Source organism: Castellaniella sp., assembly GCF_049650445.1.
GTDB lineage: Bacteria > Pseudomonadota > Gammaproteobacteria > Burkholderiales > Burkholderiaceae_B > Castellaniella.
Map to the genome: position 1 here is coordinate 1 of NZ_JBASAD010000038.1, position 16,322 is coordinate 16,322.

The 16,322-nt window shown below is 62.8% G+C and carries 18 protein-coding genes; 2 read left to right on the forward strand and 16 right to left on the reverse strand.

Going from position 1 to position 16,322, the window contains the following annotated elements; genetic code table 11:
• Positions 1 to 374: 374 nt before the first annotated feature.
• Together WA983_RS13690 and rhuM are read right to left on the reverse strand one after the other, a co-directional pair.
• Positions 375 to 656, reverse strand: a complete 282-nt coding sequence (locus WA983_RS13690) for a ribbon-helix-helix domain-containing protein (RefSeq protein ID WP_066453463.1) — start codon at positions 654 to 656, stop codon at positions 375 to 377.
• 63 nt (positions 657 to 719) lie between these two features.
• Positions 720 to 1,709, reverse strand: coding sequence for a RhuM family protein (rhuM, locus tag WA983_RS13695; RefSeq protein ID WP_424312189.1), 990 nt, complete (start codon positions 1,707 to 1,709; stop codon positions 720 to 722).
• Positions 1,710 to 2,197: 488 nt separating this feature from the next.
• On the opposite strand from rhuM, the gene WA983_RS13700 reads away from it, so the two are divergent.
• Complete coding sequence (locus WA983_RS13700) at positions 2,198 to 2,560, forward strand: hypothetical protein (protein WP_424312190.1); 363 nt, start codon at positions 2,198 to 2,200, stop codon at positions 2,558 to 2,560.
• Positions 2,561 to 2,606: 46 nt separating this feature from the next.
• Here the strand turns inward: WA983_RS13700 and WA983_RS13705 are convergent, their stop codons facing one another.
• From WA983_RS13705 to WA983_RS13770, 14 genes are all read right to left on the reverse strand, one after another.
• Positions 2,607 to 3,227, reverse strand: coding sequence for a TetR/AcrR family transcriptional regulator (locus tag WA983_RS13705; protein ID WP_424249928.1), 621 nt, complete (start codon positions 3,225 to 3,227; stop codon positions 2,607 to 2,609).
• Positions 3,228 to 3,245: 18 nt separating this feature from the next.
• A complete protein-coding gene (locus WA983_RS13710) occupies positions 3,246 to 4,259 on the reverse strand; it encodes a class I SAM-dependent methyltransferase (RefSeq protein WP_424312191.1) in 1,014 nt (337 codons plus the stop codon).
• Positions 4,260 to 4,470: 211 nt separating this feature from the next.
• Entirely contained in the window at positions 4,471 to 5,400 is a 930-nt protein-coding gene (locus WA983_RS13715; protein WP_424312192.1) for a PfkB family carbohydrate kinase, read from the reverse strand.
• A gap of 3 nt (positions 5,401 to 5,403) precedes the next feature.
• Positions 5,404 to 6,051 carry a bifunctional 4-hydroxy-2-oxoglutarate aldolase/2-dehydro-3-deoxy-phosphogluconate aldolase gene (eda, locus tag WA983_RS13720; protein WP_424249922.1) on the reverse strand — a complete coding sequence of 216 codons (648 nt, stop codon included), beginning with the start codon at positions 6,049 to 6,051 and terminating at the stop codon, positions 5,404 to 5,406.
• A gap of 55 nt (positions 6,052 to 6,106) precedes the next feature.
• Positions 6,107 to 6,880, reverse strand: coding sequence for an IclR family transcriptional regulator (locus tag WA983_RS13725; protein WP_424249920.1), 774 nt, complete (start codon positions 6,878 to 6,880; stop codon positions 6,107 to 6,109).
• A gap of 13 nt (positions 6,881 to 6,893) precedes the next feature.
• Entirely contained in the window at positions 6,894 to 8,390 is a 1,497-nt protein-coding gene (locus tag WA983_RS13730) for a tripartite tricarboxylate transporter permease (protein ID WP_424312193.1), read from the reverse strand.
• Positions 8,391 to 8,399: 9 nt separating this feature from the next.
• Positions 8,400 to 8,837, reverse strand: a complete 438-nt coding sequence (locus WA983_RS13735; RefSeq protein WP_424312194.1) for a tripartite tricarboxylate transporter TctB family protein — start codon at positions 8,835 to 8,837, stop codon at positions 8,400 to 8,402.
• 75 nt (positions 8,838 to 8,912) lie between these two features.
• Positions 8,913 to 9,866, reverse strand: coding sequence for a Bug family tripartite tricarboxylate transporter substrate binding protein (locus tag WA983_RS13740; RefSeq protein ID WP_424249914.1), 954 nt, complete (start codon positions 9,864 to 9,866; stop codon positions 8,913 to 8,915).
• Between the two features lie 84 nt (positions 9,867 to 9,950).
• Complete coding sequence (locus WA983_RS13745; RefSeq protein ID WP_424249912.1) at positions 9,951 to 10,517, reverse strand: NADPH-dependent FMN reductase; 567 nt, start codon at positions 10,515 to 10,517, stop codon at positions 9,951 to 9,953.
• Positions 10,518 to 10,590: 73 nt separating this feature from the next.
• Positions 10,591 to 11,472 (reverse strand): pirin family protein, encoded by an 882-nt coding sequence (locus WA983_RS13750; RefSeq protein ID WP_424312195.1) that lies wholly within the window; start codon positions 11,470 to 11,472, stop codon positions 10,591 to 10,593.
• Positions 11,473 to 11,602: 130 nt separating this feature from the next.
• Positions 11,603 to 12,898 carry a TRAP transporter large permease gene (locus tag WA983_RS13755; protein WP_424249908.1) on the reverse strand — a complete coding sequence of 432 codons (1,296 nt, stop codon included), beginning with the start codon at positions 12,896 to 12,898 and terminating at the stop codon, positions 11,603 to 11,605.
• On the reverse strand, positions 12,891 to 13,394 hold the full coding sequence (locus WA983_RS13760) for a TRAP transporter small permease (RefSeq protein WP_424249907.1): 504 nt from the start codon (positions 13,392 to 13,394) through the stop codon (positions 12,891 to 12,893). Before WA983_RS13760 ends, WA983_RS13755 begins: the two co-directional genes overlap by 8 nt.
• 84 nt (positions 13,395 to 13,478) lie before the next feature.
• Entirely contained in the window at positions 13,479 to 14,459 is a 981-nt protein-coding gene (locus WA983_RS13765) for a TRAP transporter substrate-binding protein (RefSeq protein WP_424312196.1), read from the reverse strand.
• Positions 14,460 to 14,746: 287 nt separating this feature from the next.
• Positions 14,747 to 15,418: a GntR family transcriptional regulator gene (locus tag WA983_RS13770; RefSeq protein ID WP_424249778.1), complete on the reverse strand. Its 672-nt coding sequence runs from the start codon at positions 15,416 to 15,418 to the stop codon at positions 14,747 to 14,749.
• A gap of 84 nt (positions 15,419 to 15,502) precedes the next feature.
• Here WA983_RS13770 and WA983_RS13775 point away from each other — a divergent pair, with 84 nt between their 5' ends.
• Positions 15,503 to 16,318 carry a LamB/YcsF family protein gene (locus WA983_RS13775; protein ID WP_424312197.1) on the forward strand — a complete coding sequence of 272 codons (816 nt, stop codon included), beginning with the start codon at positions 15,503 to 15,505 and terminating at the stop codon, positions 16,316 to 16,318.
• Positions 16,319 to 16,322 lie beyond the last annotated feature (4 nt).

Genomic DNA, 16,322 nt, shown 5'->3' on the forward strand with positions numbered 1-16,322 from the left:
CATGTCTGGTTGAATCAGAGCGGGTCAGACAATCCCATGTTTTTGGGTGTCTGTTTGGGTATGTTAAAACTCACATACCCAAGGATGGCCCAATTAAAGACCCGACATGCCCAAAATCGCCAAACAACTGTCTGACCTGGCAGCCCGTAAGGCCAAACCGCGAGATGTCGCCTATCGTTTGTCATCTGGACAGGGACAGCCCGGACAGGGCTGCCGCCTCGCCCAGGCGCGCAGCATGCGACGGGGTCACCCGGATACGGATGACCTCGGAGAGGGGTTCGTTCATTGGCATTTCCTGCGAAGTAGTCAGGATGTTGTGTGCTCGGTTGGTGGGTTAGTGGAATCCACCGCCAGATCCGCTTCTGCACTGTCGGTCAGGAAGAGCGTGCGGCTAATAGTTTTCTCCCCCGCTCAGCGATATGCTGTGCATTGAATTCGCGGACGCGGCCGGCTGCGACATCTGCAAGCCCCTTGTCGATGTCCTGTTTGAGCGCTGCCAATTCGTCCAGCATCAGCTGGCGTTTGAAAGACCAATCGCGCAGAGCTTCCCGGATGACTTCGCTGGTGGATGCGTATTCGCCCGCATCGACGGCGCTTTTGAGCGTGGCTGCCATTTCGGCAGGCATCGTCACGGTCAGGCGTTCAATGGTAGACATTGTGCTGTACCTCGGTTGGGATTCATACTTGATCATACTTTACCCTCTTCGGAGCATGAGTGTTCAGCTCTGGCTGGGCGCCAGCATGTTCTCGATCAGGCGAATCATCACATCCTTGGCCTTCGGGTCGGACTCAGCAACTAACAAAGCCAGGGCAGCAAGACCGACATCATTGATGACTGGTTCGCCATCACGTCGCAGGCGGCCGTTGCGGGCCAGAAAATCGACGAACAGATAGGAGCCGATGCGCTTGTTGCCATCTGAAAACGGATGGTTCTTGATGATGAAGTACAGCAGGTGGGCCGCTTTGGATTCCACCGTGGGGTAGGCGGGCTCGCCGAACACGGTTTGGTCCAGATTGCCCAGGGTGGCGGCGAAGTTGTCTTCGCGTTCGTTGCCGAACAAGGCCGTGGCCTCGCTGCGGCTCATGAGATCGGCCTTCAGTCGTGCAATGCCGGAACGGGCCTCGACAGGCGAGGGTAGCGTGCCGCCAGGGCTGCCAGATGGTTTGGTCAGCAGACCTTCATCGTAGCGTTGCAGCCATAGGAATGTGTGGGTATATCGAGCAATCACGTCCACCAGACCGCGCCCCTGGTCGGTGGTCAAGGCATCACCGGCTGCGGCCTTCTTTACCAGCGTCAGGGCGGCTTCCAGTTCGGCTGCATTTTGCTCGAAGCGTTGGCGATTCAGGGTGTAGCCTTGCGTCAGGTGCTCGCGCAGGGTGCGGGTGGCCCACTGGCGGAAATGCGTGGCGCGGCTTGAATTCACGCGGTAGCCCACGGAGATGATGGCGTCGAGGTTGTAGTGCTTGAGGTTGCGCTGTACCTGACGGCGGCCTTCGGTTCGAACTGCTAAGAAATCCTTAGCAGTTGCCGATTCGGTCAATTCGCCGGCTGCGTAAATGTTTTTCAAGTGCATCAACACGTTTTCAGGCGTCGTGTCGAATAGATCGGACATCTGTCGTTGGGTCAACCAGATGGTTTCCCCTTCCAGCCGCACTTCCACCTGCCCGGCGTCACCTTCAAAGATCACCAGCTGCTGTTCATCGTTCATGGGGTCTCCGGTAGGGCGGGGGGTAGAGCACGGGGTAGTGTCCGCATAGGAAAAGGCTTTCCTACGAAGCCAGCCTGTTATAACGTACCTTTCGGCAGCAGGGCGCGTGCGCGCGACCTTTTTGGCCGGGGAAAAAGCCAAGCCTCGCGTTTTAGGTATCTGTTTGGGTATTTCCAGGATGCCATACTTCTGAAACCAGCATGGTCATTGACCATTCGAGTCTCGCCGACCCACCGAATAGTCCGGGAATGTCCGGAGAAGTCCAAAAAACCCATAAGGATCAATGTCTTACGGGCTTTTTGTCGTCTGTAGTGTCCAGAGTGGTTCTGACTGGTCCAGCACGATCTGTGTTTCAACTGCTTCTGACCCAGGAAATGGTGTGGAGGATCAGTGGCATCCGCCAATGAGACGGAGAGAAATCCCTTTATAATGCGCCGGCTTGCCGCCTCATCCTGGGCGAATTTCCCGGCGCCTGATCTCTCTGCAAGATGCTGAAATACCTTCCTGAAGTCGCTCTCTTTGGCGCATCTATTTTGAGTCTGGTCAATATTCTTGCCGGCGCTTTCGGGCTTGGGCCGGCCTTGACCTGGGCCACGGGTCTGCCTTTCTGGATGAGTATCACGACACCGTTGGCTTTTGTGGGGATCGGCTTTTTGATCTATTCATGGATCAACTCGCTGATGAGCAACTTCTCCGGCATGGCTATTTATTTCTTGAATATCTTGCTTGCCCCCTTTGGCTATGCGCTCTTGGGCCTGCCTTATCCTTTAGGGCTGGCTCTCGCGCTAGCGCCGCTCCCGTTCTATTCAGGGATGAGGTGGTTGTCGGAGAGGCTTGGATCACATGCTTAGGAATGTGAATTCTTGGCGGTGGGCATGACAGACTGGCAGACTTGCATCACTCTTTTGCAGCCGCGCCCTCGATAAACAGCGTGGTGATCGACCGGAACTCCCCCTCGAGCGACAACCCCGGCGTATTCAACCACCGCAGCAAGGCCCCCAGGTACAGATGGTGAAACCAGGTGGCAAGCTGCTCGGCCGGAGACGCTGAGCTGAGCTCGCCGCTCTGCTGGCCGGCCGCGATCAGTTGCTGCCATGCGAGTGCGATGTCGCTGCTGTCCGAGCGCGTATCCTGGGCGCCGGTCGCACCGACGCTGAGCAGCCGGTGCCGCAGGTAGGCCATCAGATGCTGGGGGTGTTGTTCGCACCAGTCGGCCGATGCGTGCAGTACACATTCGATCCGAGTCCGGAACGTGTTGCATTGGGCGATGCGGTCCAGCAGGCCTGCCAGATCGCGTTTCAACTCGGCGTCGATCCAGTAGGCCAGGACGGCCTCTTTGGTCGGGAAGTGGTTGTACAGCGTCCGCTTGGCCACGTCGGCCTCCTCGGCAATCCGTTCCATCGTCACGGATTCGTAGCTCAGGGACTCGAACAACGTTGCGGCGGTGCGGGCGAGATGTTCCAGCGTCTGTTTGCGCTTGCGTTCACGCCGTCCTGGTTCGTCAGGGGAGGGTTTCATGGTGCCGGTCCTTTCATTTCATGGGCGGGCGCTGAAGGCGTAGAGGCGATCGCCCGGAATCAGTCGCATGGAATCGACGTCGTGGTATCCCGCCTGGCGTAAGTGATCGATCATCTCCGCCTTTTCAGGCAGCCTGCCGCCATGGGCATTGGAGGCGCCCCAGAGATTGAGTGCCTCGATTCCGAGATTCCCGCCCTGGCAGCAGGTGGTGAGCAATAGTGTGCCTTCCGGCTTCAGGAAGGTTCGAATCCTGGACAGGATTCGAACCCTTTCTTCCAGGGCGAAATAGTAGATGTTGTTATGCAGCGTGACCACGTCGAAATCGGGGACGACCGGCACGGTGCGGATGTCCCCGGTTTCAATGTGAACGTGATCGGACAGGTTCCAGGCTTTCAGGTTCTCTCGGGCCACCTGCGCGACGTCTTCTTGTAGTTCCAGGCCGACCGCAGTCAGGCGCGGGTTGTGCGCCGCCGCGTGCCGGATATAGATCCCGGAGCCGCAACCGATTTCAAGCAGCTTGCACGGCTGTGAGCGGGGCAGGGTGCGCTTGATGGCCTCCAGGACAAAGGGTTCCAGAGCGCGAGACGATCGTGCGGTCAGTGCGCCGTCCTGATCGTCCAGTTGCCACAGATCACCTTTGCGGATTTTTTCCGGCGTGTCCATGATGAGGCGGTGGTGCAGACTGCTGACCTCTTGCAATAGGGCCAAGGTCGCGTCGTTCTCCGGCTGCGACAGTTTTTTGGCCAATCCCGCCAGCGCGTAACCCTGCTCTGTCAGGGCCAGCAGTTTCAAGCTGCAGCCCATGTGCAGCCAGCTTTCCAGGGCTTCCCGGGTCTTGGCGTTGCCGGCGTAGATCGAGGCGAGATCCCTGAAGGGCGTCGGGCCGGACGCCAGTTGATCCATTACCCCGCAATGTTTCAGGGCCGCCAGATAGCTGAGCGTATAGAACGGCTTGTACAGCGCATTCGCCCGGATGGCCGTTTGCAGCTTTCCCTCTTTGAGCAGGGTCAGGAAGGGCGTGATCGACATCATGGAGCTCCTTGTCCGGTCGTGTCGGATGCTCCTGGGGAGATCGGCCGGCCTGTCTGTGGGTGCTATAAAATGCACATAGTATAAATATATACGGTGTGCATTTTATGTGCAAGATGCTCCAATCCGGACACAGGGTATTGCACGGTCGTGCCGTCGAACGCGCTGGTTTCCTGGGCCGGTCTGCGGCGGCTTGGGCCGCCGCCGCGAAAAATCAGGCCTCTGCCAGCATCGAATCGACTTCGGCGCGTGTCGGGCATGCCAGCCGGCCGCCGAAGCGGGTGCATTTGAGGGAGGCCGCAATGCAGGCGAAACGCGCGCATTCCTCGATGCTTTTGCCTTCCAGCAGCCCCAGGGCGAAAGCCCCGTGGAAGATGTCGCCCGCAGCAAGCGTGTCGATGACCTCGACCACCGGCGCCGGGACGTGGCGGATCGCGCCGTTCTCGTACCACAGGTAGCCCAGGGGGCCGCAGCTTGCGCCCACGTGGCCGTCATGTGTGGCGCCGACCTGCATCAGCGCCTGTTCGACGTCTTCGCATCCGGCATAGGAAAGCAGCCCGGCGTCCGAGAATATGGCGTAGCGGGCCAGGGGCACCAGGCGTTTCAGCGTGTCCAGAGGGGCCACGTCTCCGTCCACCATGCTGGGGATGTTCAGCGCGCGGGCGGCCTTCAGGGCCGCCTCGGCGCCTTCGACCCAGCGCACGTCGCAGTGCACCAGGCCCGCGTGGGCGAGCTCGTCCAGGGGCATCCAGTCGGTGGATCGATCCGTTTCGGAGTCATGGAAGGCGGTGACCAGTCGGTCGCCCTTGTGATCGACGATGACGACGGACTGAGAGGACTGGGTGCCGGGGACCGTCCGCAGACGGCGCGTGTCCAGGCCATCCACCGACAGGGCGCGGCGCATCTCCTGGCCGTGAGCGTCGTCGCCGACCCGTGCCCAGATCTCCGCGCTGCCACCGAGCTTCACGAAAGCGCAGGCGGCGGAGGCCGCCATGCCGTCGATCAGGAGACGCATGTCGGTCGCCAACGTCTTGGCGGGCAACTGCGGCACGTGGTCCACGCGGAAAATGGTCGTGTTGCAGATCGCGCCCACGGCGATCATGTGCTTGCGCGGCGTGTTGCCCATCGCGATGGTTTCGGACATGCCTCAGGCTCCCGTCATGCCGGCCGCCCGGCGGGCCAGGTCAGTGATGGCACGCCAGTCGCCCGTCTTGATCGATTGAGCGGGCGTCACCCAGGACCCGCCTACGGTGCCGCAGTTGGGCAGGGCCAGGTATTCCGGGATGTGGTCCGGCGTGATGCCGCCCGTGGGGCAAAACGTGACTTGGGGGAAGACGCCCGACATGGAATTGATCCAGGTGACGCCGCCCCGTCCGTGCGCGGGGAAATATTTGAGTTCGAGAAATCCGGACTCCATGGCGCACATGATTTCGCTGGCCGATGCGACTCCCGGAAGAAAGGGCAGTCCGGCCGAGCGCACGGCTTTGGCGAGCGCGGGCGTCAGGCCCGGCGATACGCCGAACGCCGCGCCCGCGTCGACCGCGCGCTGAACGTCCTCGGGCGTCAGCAGCGTGCCGATCCCGACATCCGCTTCGGGCGCGGCCTCGATCATCGCCCGGACGGCATCCAGGGTAGCCGGCGTGCGCAGCACGACCTCGAAGACGGGAATGCCGCCCTCGACGAGTGCGCGCGCCAGATCGCCCGCGATGGCGGCATCGTGGATGGTCAGGATGGGCATGACAGGCGTGCGGGCCAGGATTTCGCGCATTGAACGCTTGTACTTGCTGGAGGTCATGGTGTTGTTCCTTCGATGTGGGAAGTACGAGGCGAGAGAGGTCCCGGATCGGGCCCTAGTCCGGCCAGACTTGTTGGAGTTGCCGGACCACGAAACGCAAGGGCTCCACGAAGGAAAGCAGGCGTTCGCGGTCCAGCCGGAACATCGGTCCCGCGATGGAGACTGCGCCGACGACCGTGGACGGATCGCTGCGTCCGCTGATGAGCATGGCGATGCCCGACAGGCCAAGCTCCGACTCCTGTTCGTTCAGGCCGTATCCCCGTTCACGGGTCAGGCGAATCTCGTCCCGGAGCCGGGCTTCGGTGGTGATTGCATTGGGACCCAGCAATTTGCTCTGGAAGCCCCGGGCCGTCACCAGGTCGATGGCGTGCTGTTCGGGCATGCTGGCCAGCCAGGCCTTGCCCATGGCGGTCGTGTGCAGGGGCACGTGCTGCCCGCTGATGGAATCGCAGCGTATGCCGCTGGTGGCGCCTTGCGCCTTCGAGACCCAGATCATTTCCTCGTCTTCGACCACGGCCAGGCGCACCAGTTCACCCGTCTGTCTGGCCAGATCCTCCAGCAGGGGTTGCGCCACATCGGTCATCTGCATGTCGCCCAGCAGGCGCAGGCCCAGGGCGCCGACCTTGAGGGTGGGGCGATAAAGCCCGCTGAGAGCGTCCTGTCTGGCATAACCGGCATTGATCAGCGCCTGCAGCAGGCGATGTGTCGCACTCAGAGGGATCGAAAGCCGCCGCGCGATGGCGCTGACCTCCTGGCCCCTATCGTGCTCGACCAGAAGTTCGAGCACGGCCAGACATCTCTCGGCCGAGGAGGTGCTTGTATTGGACATGCTGGATTTCCCCTTATGGCGTGCCGGTTGCGGTGATCTTTTTCTTTTTGAACGACCATACCAAAGACAGGATGATCAGCCCGAAGATGGTCAGGGTGATAGGGCGATTGAAGAAATCGATGTAGCTGCCCTGGGTGAGAGACAGGCCACGCCGGAGATTCGATTCGACCAATTTCCCCAGCAGCAGCCCGAGAATGAACGGACCGGCCGGAAAGTCCAGTTTACGGAACAGGAACCCCAGCAAACCGCCGATGACCATGAAGACGACGTCATAAAAGGAATTGTTGAGCGCAAAGCTGCCGACGACGCACAGGATGATGACGGTCACCCAGATGGTTTTCTGGTTCACCAGCAGAATCTTCGTGGAGATCTTGCTGGTGGCCAGACCGAATACCAGGATGATCAGATTGGCCATGACCATCAGCGCGATGATGGTCATCACGAGCGGCTGGTTTTCGACGAACATGGCCGGGCCTGGCTGAATGCCGTACACCATCAGGGAACCGATCAGAACGGCGGTCACCGCGTCTCCGGGGATGCCGAGAGTCAACATGGTGGTGAGCGCGCCGCCGATGACGCCGTTGTTGGCGGTGCACGAGGAGGCCAGGCCTTCGACGGAGCCCTTGCCGAACTCTTCGCTCTTTTTGGACATCTTCTTTGCCTGGCCCCAGCAGATGATGCTGGCAATGTCTCCCCCCGCGCCCGGGATGGCGCCTACGATGACGGAGACGACGCTGCTCATGATGGTGCTGGGAATGGTTGCTGCATAGCGCGTCCATTTCATGAAGACGCTGCCGATCCTGATCCGGCTCAGCACTTCGCTGCTGCGCTGCTCTTCCTTTCTGTAGGTCGAGATTTGATAGAGGATTTCGCTCAGGCCGAACATGCCGATCAGGACGGGCACGAACGAGATTCCGTCGAGCAGATTGGTGTTGCCGAACGTGAAGCGCTTGAATCCCAGCATGGGATCGATGCCGATGGTCGAGACCAGCAGGCCCGCGACACCCAGGATCAGTCCTTTGATGACCGAGCCGTTCGAGACGGCGGCCATCATGGTGATCCCCCAGATGGAGACGGCGAAGTATTCGGAGGGGCCGAAGCCCAGGGCGAAATTGGAAAGAGGAAAGGAGAAAACGGCCAGGACCAGCGTGCTGAACAGTCCGCCGATGACGGAGTAGATGGTGTTGATGCCCAGCGCGATCCCGGCTTCTCCCCGTTTGGTCATGGCGTAGCCATCGAAGGTGGACGCGATGGAGGCGGGGGTTCCGGGCGTGTTGATCAGGATCGCCGTGATGCCTCCCGCCCAGAGGGCGGAGTTATAGACACCGATCAGCATGGCAAACCCCTGACTGGGCGGAAGCCAGAAGGTGAGCGGCGTGAGGACGGCCACGCCCATGGTCGCGGTCAGCCCTGGCAGTACGCCGAGCACGGAGCCGGCCAGCACGCCGATCAGCAGGTAGATGAAAGTGAGCGGCTCGAAGACGCTCAAGAAACCGTTGATCATTTCCATGAGAGGCGCCTAGAACATGACGTGGAAAACGCGGCCGAACAGCGCATACAGAATGGCTGTGGTCGTGATGGAGAAGACCAGGTTCGTCACGAATGTTCTGCGGAAAATCAGGCCCAGGATGAACAGGAAGGCGCTGGTGTTCAGGATGAAGGGAATCGAATTCCACAGGGCCAGGTAGGCGGTGATGGTGGCGATGGTCAGCAGAAGCGTGCCGGCATTGGCCTTGAAGAGGTCGTCAAAAAAGTGGTAGCTGGTTTTTTTGACGATGCCGGTGACGATCATGATGAGGGACAGCAGGATCAGCAGCGCGCCGAGCAGGATGGGAAAATAGCCCGGCCCTGGCACGCCGTCGTCGGTTCCGGCGGGAAACGGCCATGCCATGGACAGGAAAACCAGTCCTATCAGAATGAAAATGATGCCTGTGATCGTGTCTGCCTTGCCGTGCATGGTCGTGGTTCCCTGAAGCCTGGGTGGGGGTGGGGCGCTCGCGCTGTCGTGCGCAGGCGCCCGGGGGCGTCGCGCTTATTTGATGCCGAGGGAGGGGATCAGCTTCGAGAAGTACTCGAACTGCGACTGGGCATAGGCATTGCTGGCCTTGGAGTCGAGATAGCTGTACTCCATCGAGCGTTCCGTGGTGAAGTTCTTGAACGCCTCGGTGTCAAAGCTGGACTTGATGGCGGCTTCAAGCGCGGCGACGATTTCGGGCGGCGTGCCCGCAGGGACGCCGAAGCCGCCCCAGCCCACGACTTCCACGTCGATGTTCTGTTCCTTCAGGGTCGGCACGTCGGGCAGTCGCGGCGAGCGGACATCCGACATCAAGGCGAGCACGCGCAGTTTGCCGGATTTCACGCTGGGCAGGACTTCGGACGCGCTGACCGCCACGGCCTTGATGTGTCCGCCCAGCAAGGCGGCGATGGCCGGCGCGGCTCCGTCGAAGGGCACGTTGTTCAATTTGACGCCGGTTTTTTCCGCCAGGCTGGCCGAGGCGACGTGCCAGATGGAGCCCGTGCCCGAGCTTCCGACGGAGATCTTCCCGGGGTTCTTGGCCGCGTAGTCGAGAAATTCCTGGATGGTTTTCCAGGGCGCGTCGGCCTGGACGGTCAGGGCTGCGGGCAGCGTCATGACGCGGCCCAGATAGGTGAAGTCGGACGGCTGAATGTCGGTGAACCCGAGGGCCTTGATCATGGTGCTTTCGACGGGCATGTAAGACAGCGTGTAGCCATCCGGTTTGCTGGAGCGGACGTATTCGAGTCCGACGCCGCCCGAGCCGCCCGCTTTATTGGTGACGACGACGGGTACGCCCAGCTTTTGTTCCATGCCCTGGGCGATGACGCGGGCAGTCACGTCGGATGCTCCCCCCGGGTTGTAGGGGACCACGATCGTCACCGGCTTGTTGGGGAATTCCGCAGCGGCCTGGGCGCCGGTGGCGCCCAGAGCGAATACGGAGAGCACGGCCGAGATGGCGAGTTTCTTCATGTCTACACTCCTTTTTGTGGTGAATTTCCGGAGTGTAGACTAAAGTGGAAACTGTTTCCAACTTAATACGCTGGAAGCGGCGGATCAGGCGCGCATCGTCTTCAGCGCCATCGCCCAGCGCCGCAGTTCGTCCAGCAGCGTGACGGCGGACGAGTCGATCATCTCGTTGGAGGCAAATTCGCCGTTGTCCTGGATGTGCTTGGGCACCATGGGGATGGCGACCCCTTCGGTCATGGGCATCATCTTCAGGGTGGTGATCTGCGGCTTGGCCGACTGGGCCGAGCGCAGCCCCCCCGAGACGCCGCCGTAGCTGACGAAGCCGCAGGGCTTGTAGTTCCATTCCTTGTACAGATAGTCCAGCGCATTCACCAGGGAGGGCGGCGCGCTGTAGTTGTATTCGGGGGTGACGAAGATGTAGGCGTCGGCGCTGGCCACGCTGGCGCTCCAGCGCTTGGTGTGCTCGTGCTCGTACTGCTGCATGCGCGGGTGCACCGGCTCGTCGTAGAGGGGCAGCTTGAAATCGGCCAGGTCGACCAGTTCGGCGTCGAACTGGCCATGATTGCGCGCGAATTCGTGGAACCAGCGTGCGACAGCGGGGCCGACACGGCCCGGGCGGGTGCTGCAGATGATGACGTGAAGCTTGAGCGACATCGTGTGTTTCCTTGTCGTTGAGTGATGGTTCGCCCGCGTGCGGCGGGCGGTGTCGGGTGATGCGGGCGGGCCTTCAGCCCGCGCCCTCGGGCAGCGGGATGAATTCCTGGTCGTCACCGACCGGCAGGATCATGCGCTGGGCGCGCCAGTCCTCGCGGGCCTGTTCGAGCCTGTCCTTGGATGAGGACACGAAATTCCAGTAGATGAATCGTTCGCCGATCGGCTCGCCGCCCAGCAGCATGACGGTGGCGGGCCCGCGGGCCTGGATCTGCGCGGCGCGGCCCGGTTCCAGGACCAGCATCTGTCCTTTGGCCAGCGGATGTCCGTCCAGCTCGACGGCGCCCCGGGCCACGTAGACGGCGCGTTCCGAGTATTCCGTACCCAGGGTGCGGCGCGCGCCGTCGGCCATCTCCCAGTGCAGGTAGAACAGGGGGGAGTGCGTCTGGACGCGGGCTGTGGCGCCTTCGGTGGCGCCGGCGATCAGGCGGCCGGAGACGCCGTCCTCGTTGAATTCAGGCAGTTCGCCTGCGCCGTGATGATGGTGGAAGGCGGGTGCCGTTTCCTCGTGCTCGCGCGGCAACGCGACCCAGGCCTGGATGCCATGCATGGTGGCACCGTGGGCGCGGGCGTATTCCAGCCGTTCGCTGTGGGTGATGCCGCTGCCGGCGGTCATCCAGTTGACCTCGCCGGGGCGGATTTCCTGGTTCGACCCGAGGCTGTCGCGGTGGGTGATGGTGCCGCTGTACAGGTAGGTGACGGTGGACAGGCCGATGTGCGGATGCGGCCGGACGTCCAGTTCGCGCGGGGCGCCGCGCGCCACGTCCAGCGGGCCCATGTGGTCGAAGAAGATGAAGGGGCCCACCATGCGGCGCTTGCGGTAGGGCAGCACGCGGCCGACGATGAAGCCCCCGCCCAGGTCGTGTGTGCGGCGGTCGATCAGCAGGGTGGCGGTCATGGCTTTCCTTGTTCTGGGCCGGATGGGGCCGTTGCCCAGCCTACGATAAACGCGAATGCGTCAGGAGAACAAGCGAGCCTTTGAAAAGGCGGGCGCCGCGACCGCCCGAACCCGCAGATGCCCGCGCACGCTACATGTGTCCGGGCAGCCAGGTGGCCAGCGCCGGGAAGTACCACAGCGTGATCAGCAGCAGCGTCATCAGGCCGAAGTAGGGCCCGCAGACCCGGGCCAGATAGGTGATTTCCTTGCCGGTCATGCTTTGCAGCACGAACAGATTGAAACCCACCGGCGGTGTGATCTGGGCGGTTTCCACGGTGATGACCAGGAAGATGCCGAACCAGATCGGGTCGATGCCGGCCGCCTGGATGATGGGCAGCACCACGCCCATGGTGAGGACGATGGTGGAGATGCCGTCCAGAAAGCAGCCCAGCACGATGTAGAACAGGGCGAGCACGACGATCAGCATGCCGGGCGACAGGTTCAGGCTGCCGACGAATTCCGCCAGTTGGCGCGGCAGGCCGATGTAGCCCATGGACAGGGTCATGAAGGCGGCCCCTGCCAGGATCAGGGCGATCATGCAGTACAGGCGCGTGGCCCCCAGCAGGGAATCGCGGAACGATTTCCAGTTCAGGGTTTTTTGCCAGGCCGACAGCAGGAAGGCGCCGAGGACGCCGATGGCGGCCGATTCGGTGGCCGTGGCCACGCCGGTGTAGATGCTGGCGATCACGCCCAGGATCAACAGGACGACGGGGATCAACTGGCGCGACTCGCGCAGTTTTTGCGCAAACGACAGACCGCCCGCCGAGGCCGGCACGCGGTCCGGATGCAGCAGCGCCCAGCCGACGATCCAGCCGCTGAACAGCAGCGCCAGCAGCAGCCCGGGGACGACTCCGGCGATGAACAGCTTGGCGATCGAGGTTTCCGCCGCCACGCCATAGACGATCAGGATGATGGACGGCGGGATCAGCAGTCCCAGCGTGGCCGGACCGCCCAGCGAGCCGATGATCTGTGCATCGGGGTAGCCGCGCCGCCGCAATTCCGGCAGGTTCATGCGGCCCACCGTGACGCAGGTGGCGGCCGAGGACCCGCAGACCGAGGCGAAGATCGTGCAGCCCAGCACGTTGGTGTGCAGCAGGCGGCCGGGCAGGCGGTTGACCCAGGGCGCCAGGCCGCGGAACAGGTTTTCCGATAGGTTGGTGCGGTAGAGGATTTCGCCCATCCAGATGAACAGGGGCAGGGCGGTCAGGGTCCAACTGCTGGAGCTGCCCCAGATGGTCATGGCCATGGCGTCGCCCGCCGCACGGCTGGAGAAGAATTCCATGCCGAACCAGGCGACGCCGGCCAGGGTCAGGCCGACCCAGACACCACCGCCCAGCAGTGCGAACAGGACTACGATCAGGACGAGACTGGCCGAGATCTCATTCATGATGGAGCTCCTCGGAGGGGGCGGGACGTTTGCCCAGCAGTTCCAGGCAGAACTCGTCCAGGAAGGCGATGAAGAAGATCAGCGTGCCCAAGGCCATGGAGATCTGCGGAATCCACATGGGTGTGGCGTCGATGCCGGTGGAGATGTCCTGGAATTCCCAGGATTGCCAGACCAGGCGTGCGGAATACAGCGCCAGGAAGCCCGACAGCATGACGGCGATCAGCAGAGCGGCCAGCTCCAGCCCGCGCCGTTTGTTGCCATGCAGCATGCCCAGGATCAGGGTGACGCGGATGTGTTCGCCGTGCTTCAGGGTACTGGCCAGGGCCAGGAAGCCCGCGCCCGCCATGGCGTAGCCGGCATAGGCGTCGTAGCCGCCGACCGGGAAGCCCAGCAGGCGGCCCAGGATCATCAGCGTCACCATCAGCAGGACGCCGATCATGCCCAGACCGGCCAGCCAGGCGCTGGCGGTATAGAGTCCATCGAGAAATCGGCGCATGGCGGGTTCCTGGCGGTTTCTGGTTCAGAGCCGCACGCCGCCCGGCGCGCGGCAGGGCGGCCCATGGGCCGCCCGTAGGTCGGATCAGCGGCTGGCGCGGTAGGCGTCCAGGATCTGTTTGCCTTCGTCGCCCGCCTTGGCCGTCCATTCCTGGATGACCGTGTCGCCGACCTTGGTCAGGTCGGCCTTCAGTTGGGCGGAAGGTTCGACGATTTCCATGCCGCCGGCCTTCAGTTTGGCGATGGAGTCGGCGTCGACCTTGCGGGATTCGTCCCAGCCGCGTTTTTCGGCGGCGGCTGCGGCCTTCAGCAGTGCGTCGCGCGAGGCCGGGGACAGGGCCTCGACGGCCTTTTTATTGGCGACTACGGCGTTCTTCGGGATCCAGGCCTGGACGTTGGTGAAGTACTTCATGTTTTCGTAGAGCTTGTTGTCCGCGCCGGTGGCGCTGGACGTGATCAGCCCTTCGATGACGCCGGTGGCCAGCGCCTGGGACAGTTCGGCTTCCTGGATGGTGACGGGCTGGGCACCGACCAGTTCGCCGATGCGGGCGGTGGTGGGGCTGTAGACGCGCCATTTCATGCCCTTCAGGTCGGCGCCGGAGTTGATGGGCTTGTTGCTGTAGATGCTTTGCGGAGGCCAGGCCACGGCATACAGCAGCACCATGCCCTGCTGGTCCAGCTTCTTTTGCAAGGCAGGTTTCTGGGCCTGGTAGAGTTTCCAGGCCTCGTCGTAGTTGCCGGCCAGGAAGGGCAGGCCGTCCAGACCGAAGGGCTGCCATTCGTTCTGAAAGCTGACCATGAAGAATTCGCCCGCCTGGGCCTGGTTGCCCTGCACGGCTCGCTTGATTTCCGGCATCTTGAACAGGGATGCACCGGAATGGACGGTGATCTTCAGGTCGCCCTGGGTGGCGGCGCCCACGTCCTTGGCGAACTGGGTCAGATTCTGCGAATGGAAATTGAAGGCCGGGTAGGCCGAGGCCAGGTCCCACTGCGTGGCGGCCTGAGCCTGGACGGTGAAGCCCAGGCCGGCGACCAGGGCGGTGGCGAAGAAAGTGCGACGCTTCATGAGGGACACTCCTGGAGAGGGATCGGGGATGGAGCATTGCCGCGCGGCCGCAGACCGGCCCGGGCGATGGCTGACGATAAAGATAGAGCATCCACGGCCTGCCGCCTATCAGGGTTATCAACAATAATAATATTTTTGTAGTAAATATAGCCTTTGATTGCTGGCTGATTTTTATAAATTGTTGAACAATATAGCTTGAGTCTGTGGGGAAAGAGGGGTGGTTTTGTTTTGGGCGGCGTCGGGCCTGCGCGCGCCAGTCCGGCCGGGGCCGGGCCGACACGGGGGCATCAATCGACGTGGGCGGAATAGACCGACAGCACCATGCGTTCGGACTGGATCAGATAGCTTTCCAGGTCCCGGGCAGCCGTCGCCGTGTCGCCGAGGTCGAACAGTTCCAGCAGACGGGCATTCAGATCGACGAAGGGCGCATGCAGGTATTCGGGATCGTCCAGCAGGCCGAAGGCCAGCCGCAGTTCGGCCGAGATGTCGGCGAACATCGCCGACAGGCGCGCGCTGTCGGCCAGCGCCACGATGCCTGCGTGAAACAGCATATTGGCCGACCCGACCTCCAGCCAATCGCCGGCGTCGCGCATGTGGCGGGCGTGCGCCATGGCCTGTTCCATGCGTTTGTGGGCGGGATGGCGAGGCCAGGCCTGGGCCAGAGCCTGGCATTCGATCAGGCGGCGCACGCGGTAGATGTCGATGATGTCGGCGATCGACGGCACCACCACCGAGACCCCCCGGTTCGGTTCGTGGCGCAGCAGACCTTCCTTGGACAGGATGCGGAAGGCCTCGCGCAGGGTGTTGCGCGATACTTCCAGTTGTTCGCTCAGCCCGGCTTCGGACAGCCGTTGCCCGGCGCGCAACTGGCCGTGGATGAGCTGTTGTCGAATGGTTTCCGCGACGGTGTCGGTCAGGCTCGGTGCGGTGCTGGGGCTGGGATAATGGCGGGGATGCATGGTTTCCTGAATTGAGGGCTGCGCAGCGTGGGGACTGGATTGTTCAACAATCCGCGACTTGTTTTGCAATGATAAGGAAGGCACATGGACTTGAACAGCGATCTCGGTGAAAGTTTCGGCGCCTGGCGCATGGGCGATGACGCCGCCATGCTGGACATCGTCACCAGCGCCAACGTGGCTTGCGGCTTCCATGCCGGGGACCCGGCCGGCATGCTCGACACGCTGCGCGCGGCCGCCGCGCGCGGCGTGGCCGTCGGCGCGCACGTGGCCTATCCCGACCTGGCCGGCTTCGGCCGGCGCAATATGGACCCCAGCAGTCGCGAGTTGGTGGCCGACGTCATCTACCAGATCGGCGCCCTGCGGGGCCTGGCTGCGGCCGCCGGCACCCGGGTCACTTACGTCAAACCGCATGGCGCCCTGTACAACACGATCGCGCACGACCCGCGCCAGGCGGGGGACGTCATCACCGCCCTGCTGGAACTGGACGCGGATCTGGTCCTGATGGCGCTGGCCGGTTCGCCGCTGCTGGACTGGGCGCGCGAGCGCGGTCTGCAGGTGGTGGCCGAGGCCTTTGCCGATCGCGCCTATACGCCCGGTGGGGCGCTGGTGTCGCGCCGAGAGGCGGGTGCCGTGCTGCACGATCCCGATCAGGTTGCAGACCGCATGCTGGATCTGGTGAGCACGGGCACGATCACCGCCATCGACGGCAGCCGTGTGCGCCTGCAGGCCGATTCCATTTGTGTGCACGGCGACAGCCCGGGCGCCGTGGCCATGGCGCGTGCGGTCCGGCAGCGGCTGGAAGCGGCCGGTGTCGCCCTGACGCCGTTCACGGGGATGAGTCCGGACACAGAGCAGTCCCTGCGGACTGGCCGGTGCCCGACATATCCGAGCGGCATATAGGCCG

Bases quoted from the DNA above. Each gene is read 5' to 3' on its own strand.
- WA983_RS13730 (WP_424312193.1), bottom strand. From the start codon at position 8,390: ATGGAAATGATCAACGGTTTCTTGAGCGTCTTCGAGCCGCTCACTTTC.
- WA983_RS13770 (WP_424249778.1), bottom strand. From the start codon at position 15,418: ATGCATCCCCGCCATTATCCCAGCCCCAGCACCGCACCGAGCCTGACC.
- WA983_RS13700 (WP_424312190.1), top strand. From the start codon at position 2,198: ATGCTGAAATACCTTCCTGAAGTCGCTCTCTTTGGCGCATCTATTTTG.
- WA983_RS13755 (WP_424249908.1), bottom strand. From the start codon at position 12,898: ATGAATGAGATCTCGGCCAGTCTCGTCCTGATCGTAGTCCTGTTCGCA.
- WA983_RS13760 (WP_424249907.1), bottom strand. From the start codon at position 13,394: ATGCGCCGATTTCTCGATGGACTCTATACCGCCAGCGCCTGGCTGGCC.
- WA983_RS13725 (WP_424249920.1), bottom strand. From the start codon at position 6,880: ATGTCCAATACAAGCACCTCCTCGGCCGAGAGATGTCTGGCCGTGCTC.
- WA983_RS13705 (WP_424249928.1), bottom strand. From the start codon at position 3,227: ATGAAACCCTCCCCTGACGAACCAGGACGGCGTGAACGCAAGCGCAAA.
- WA983_RS13690 (WP_066453463.1), bottom strand. From the start codon at position 656: ATGTCTACCATTGAACGCCTGACCGTGACGATGCCTGCCGAAATGGCA.
- WA983_RS13735 (WP_424312194.1), bottom strand. From the start codon at position 8,837: ATGCACGGCAAGGCAGACACGATCACAGGCATCATTTTCATTCTGATA.
- rhuM (WP_424312189.1), bottom strand. From the start codon at position 1,709: ATGAACGATGAACAGCAGCTGGTGATCTTTGAAGGTGACGCCGGGCAG.
- WA983_RS13765 (WP_424312196.1), bottom strand. From the start codon at position 14,459: ATGAAGCGTCGCACTTTCTTCGCCACCGCCCTGGTCGCCGGCCTGGGC.
- WA983_RS13715 (WP_424312192.1), bottom strand. From the start codon at position 5,400: ATGTCCGAAACCATCGCGATGGGCAACACGCCGCGCAAGCACATGATC.
- WA983_RS13745 (WP_424249912.1), bottom strand. From the start codon at position 10,517: ATGTCGCTCAAGCTTCACGTCATCATCTGCAGCACCCGCCCGGGCCGT.
- eda (WP_424249922.1), bottom strand. From the start codon at position 6,051: ATGACCTCCAGCAAGTACAAGCGTTCAATGCGCGAAATCCTGGCCCGC.
- WA983_RS13710 (WP_424312191.1), bottom strand. From the start codon at position 4,259: ATGATGTCGATCACGCCCTTCCTGACCCTGCTCAAAGAGGGAAAGCTG.
- WA983_RS13750 (WP_424312195.1), bottom strand. From the start codon at position 11,472: ATGACCGCCACCCTGCTGATCGACCGCCGCACACACGACCTGGGCGGG.
- WA983_RS13775 (WP_424312197.1), top strand. From the start codon at position 15,503: ATGGACTTGAACAGCGATCTCGGTGAAAGTTTCGGCGCCTGGCGCATG.
- WA983_RS13740 (WP_424249914.1), bottom strand. From the start codon at position 9,866: ATGAAGAAACTCGCCATCTCGGCCGTGCTCTCCGTATTCGCTCTGGGC.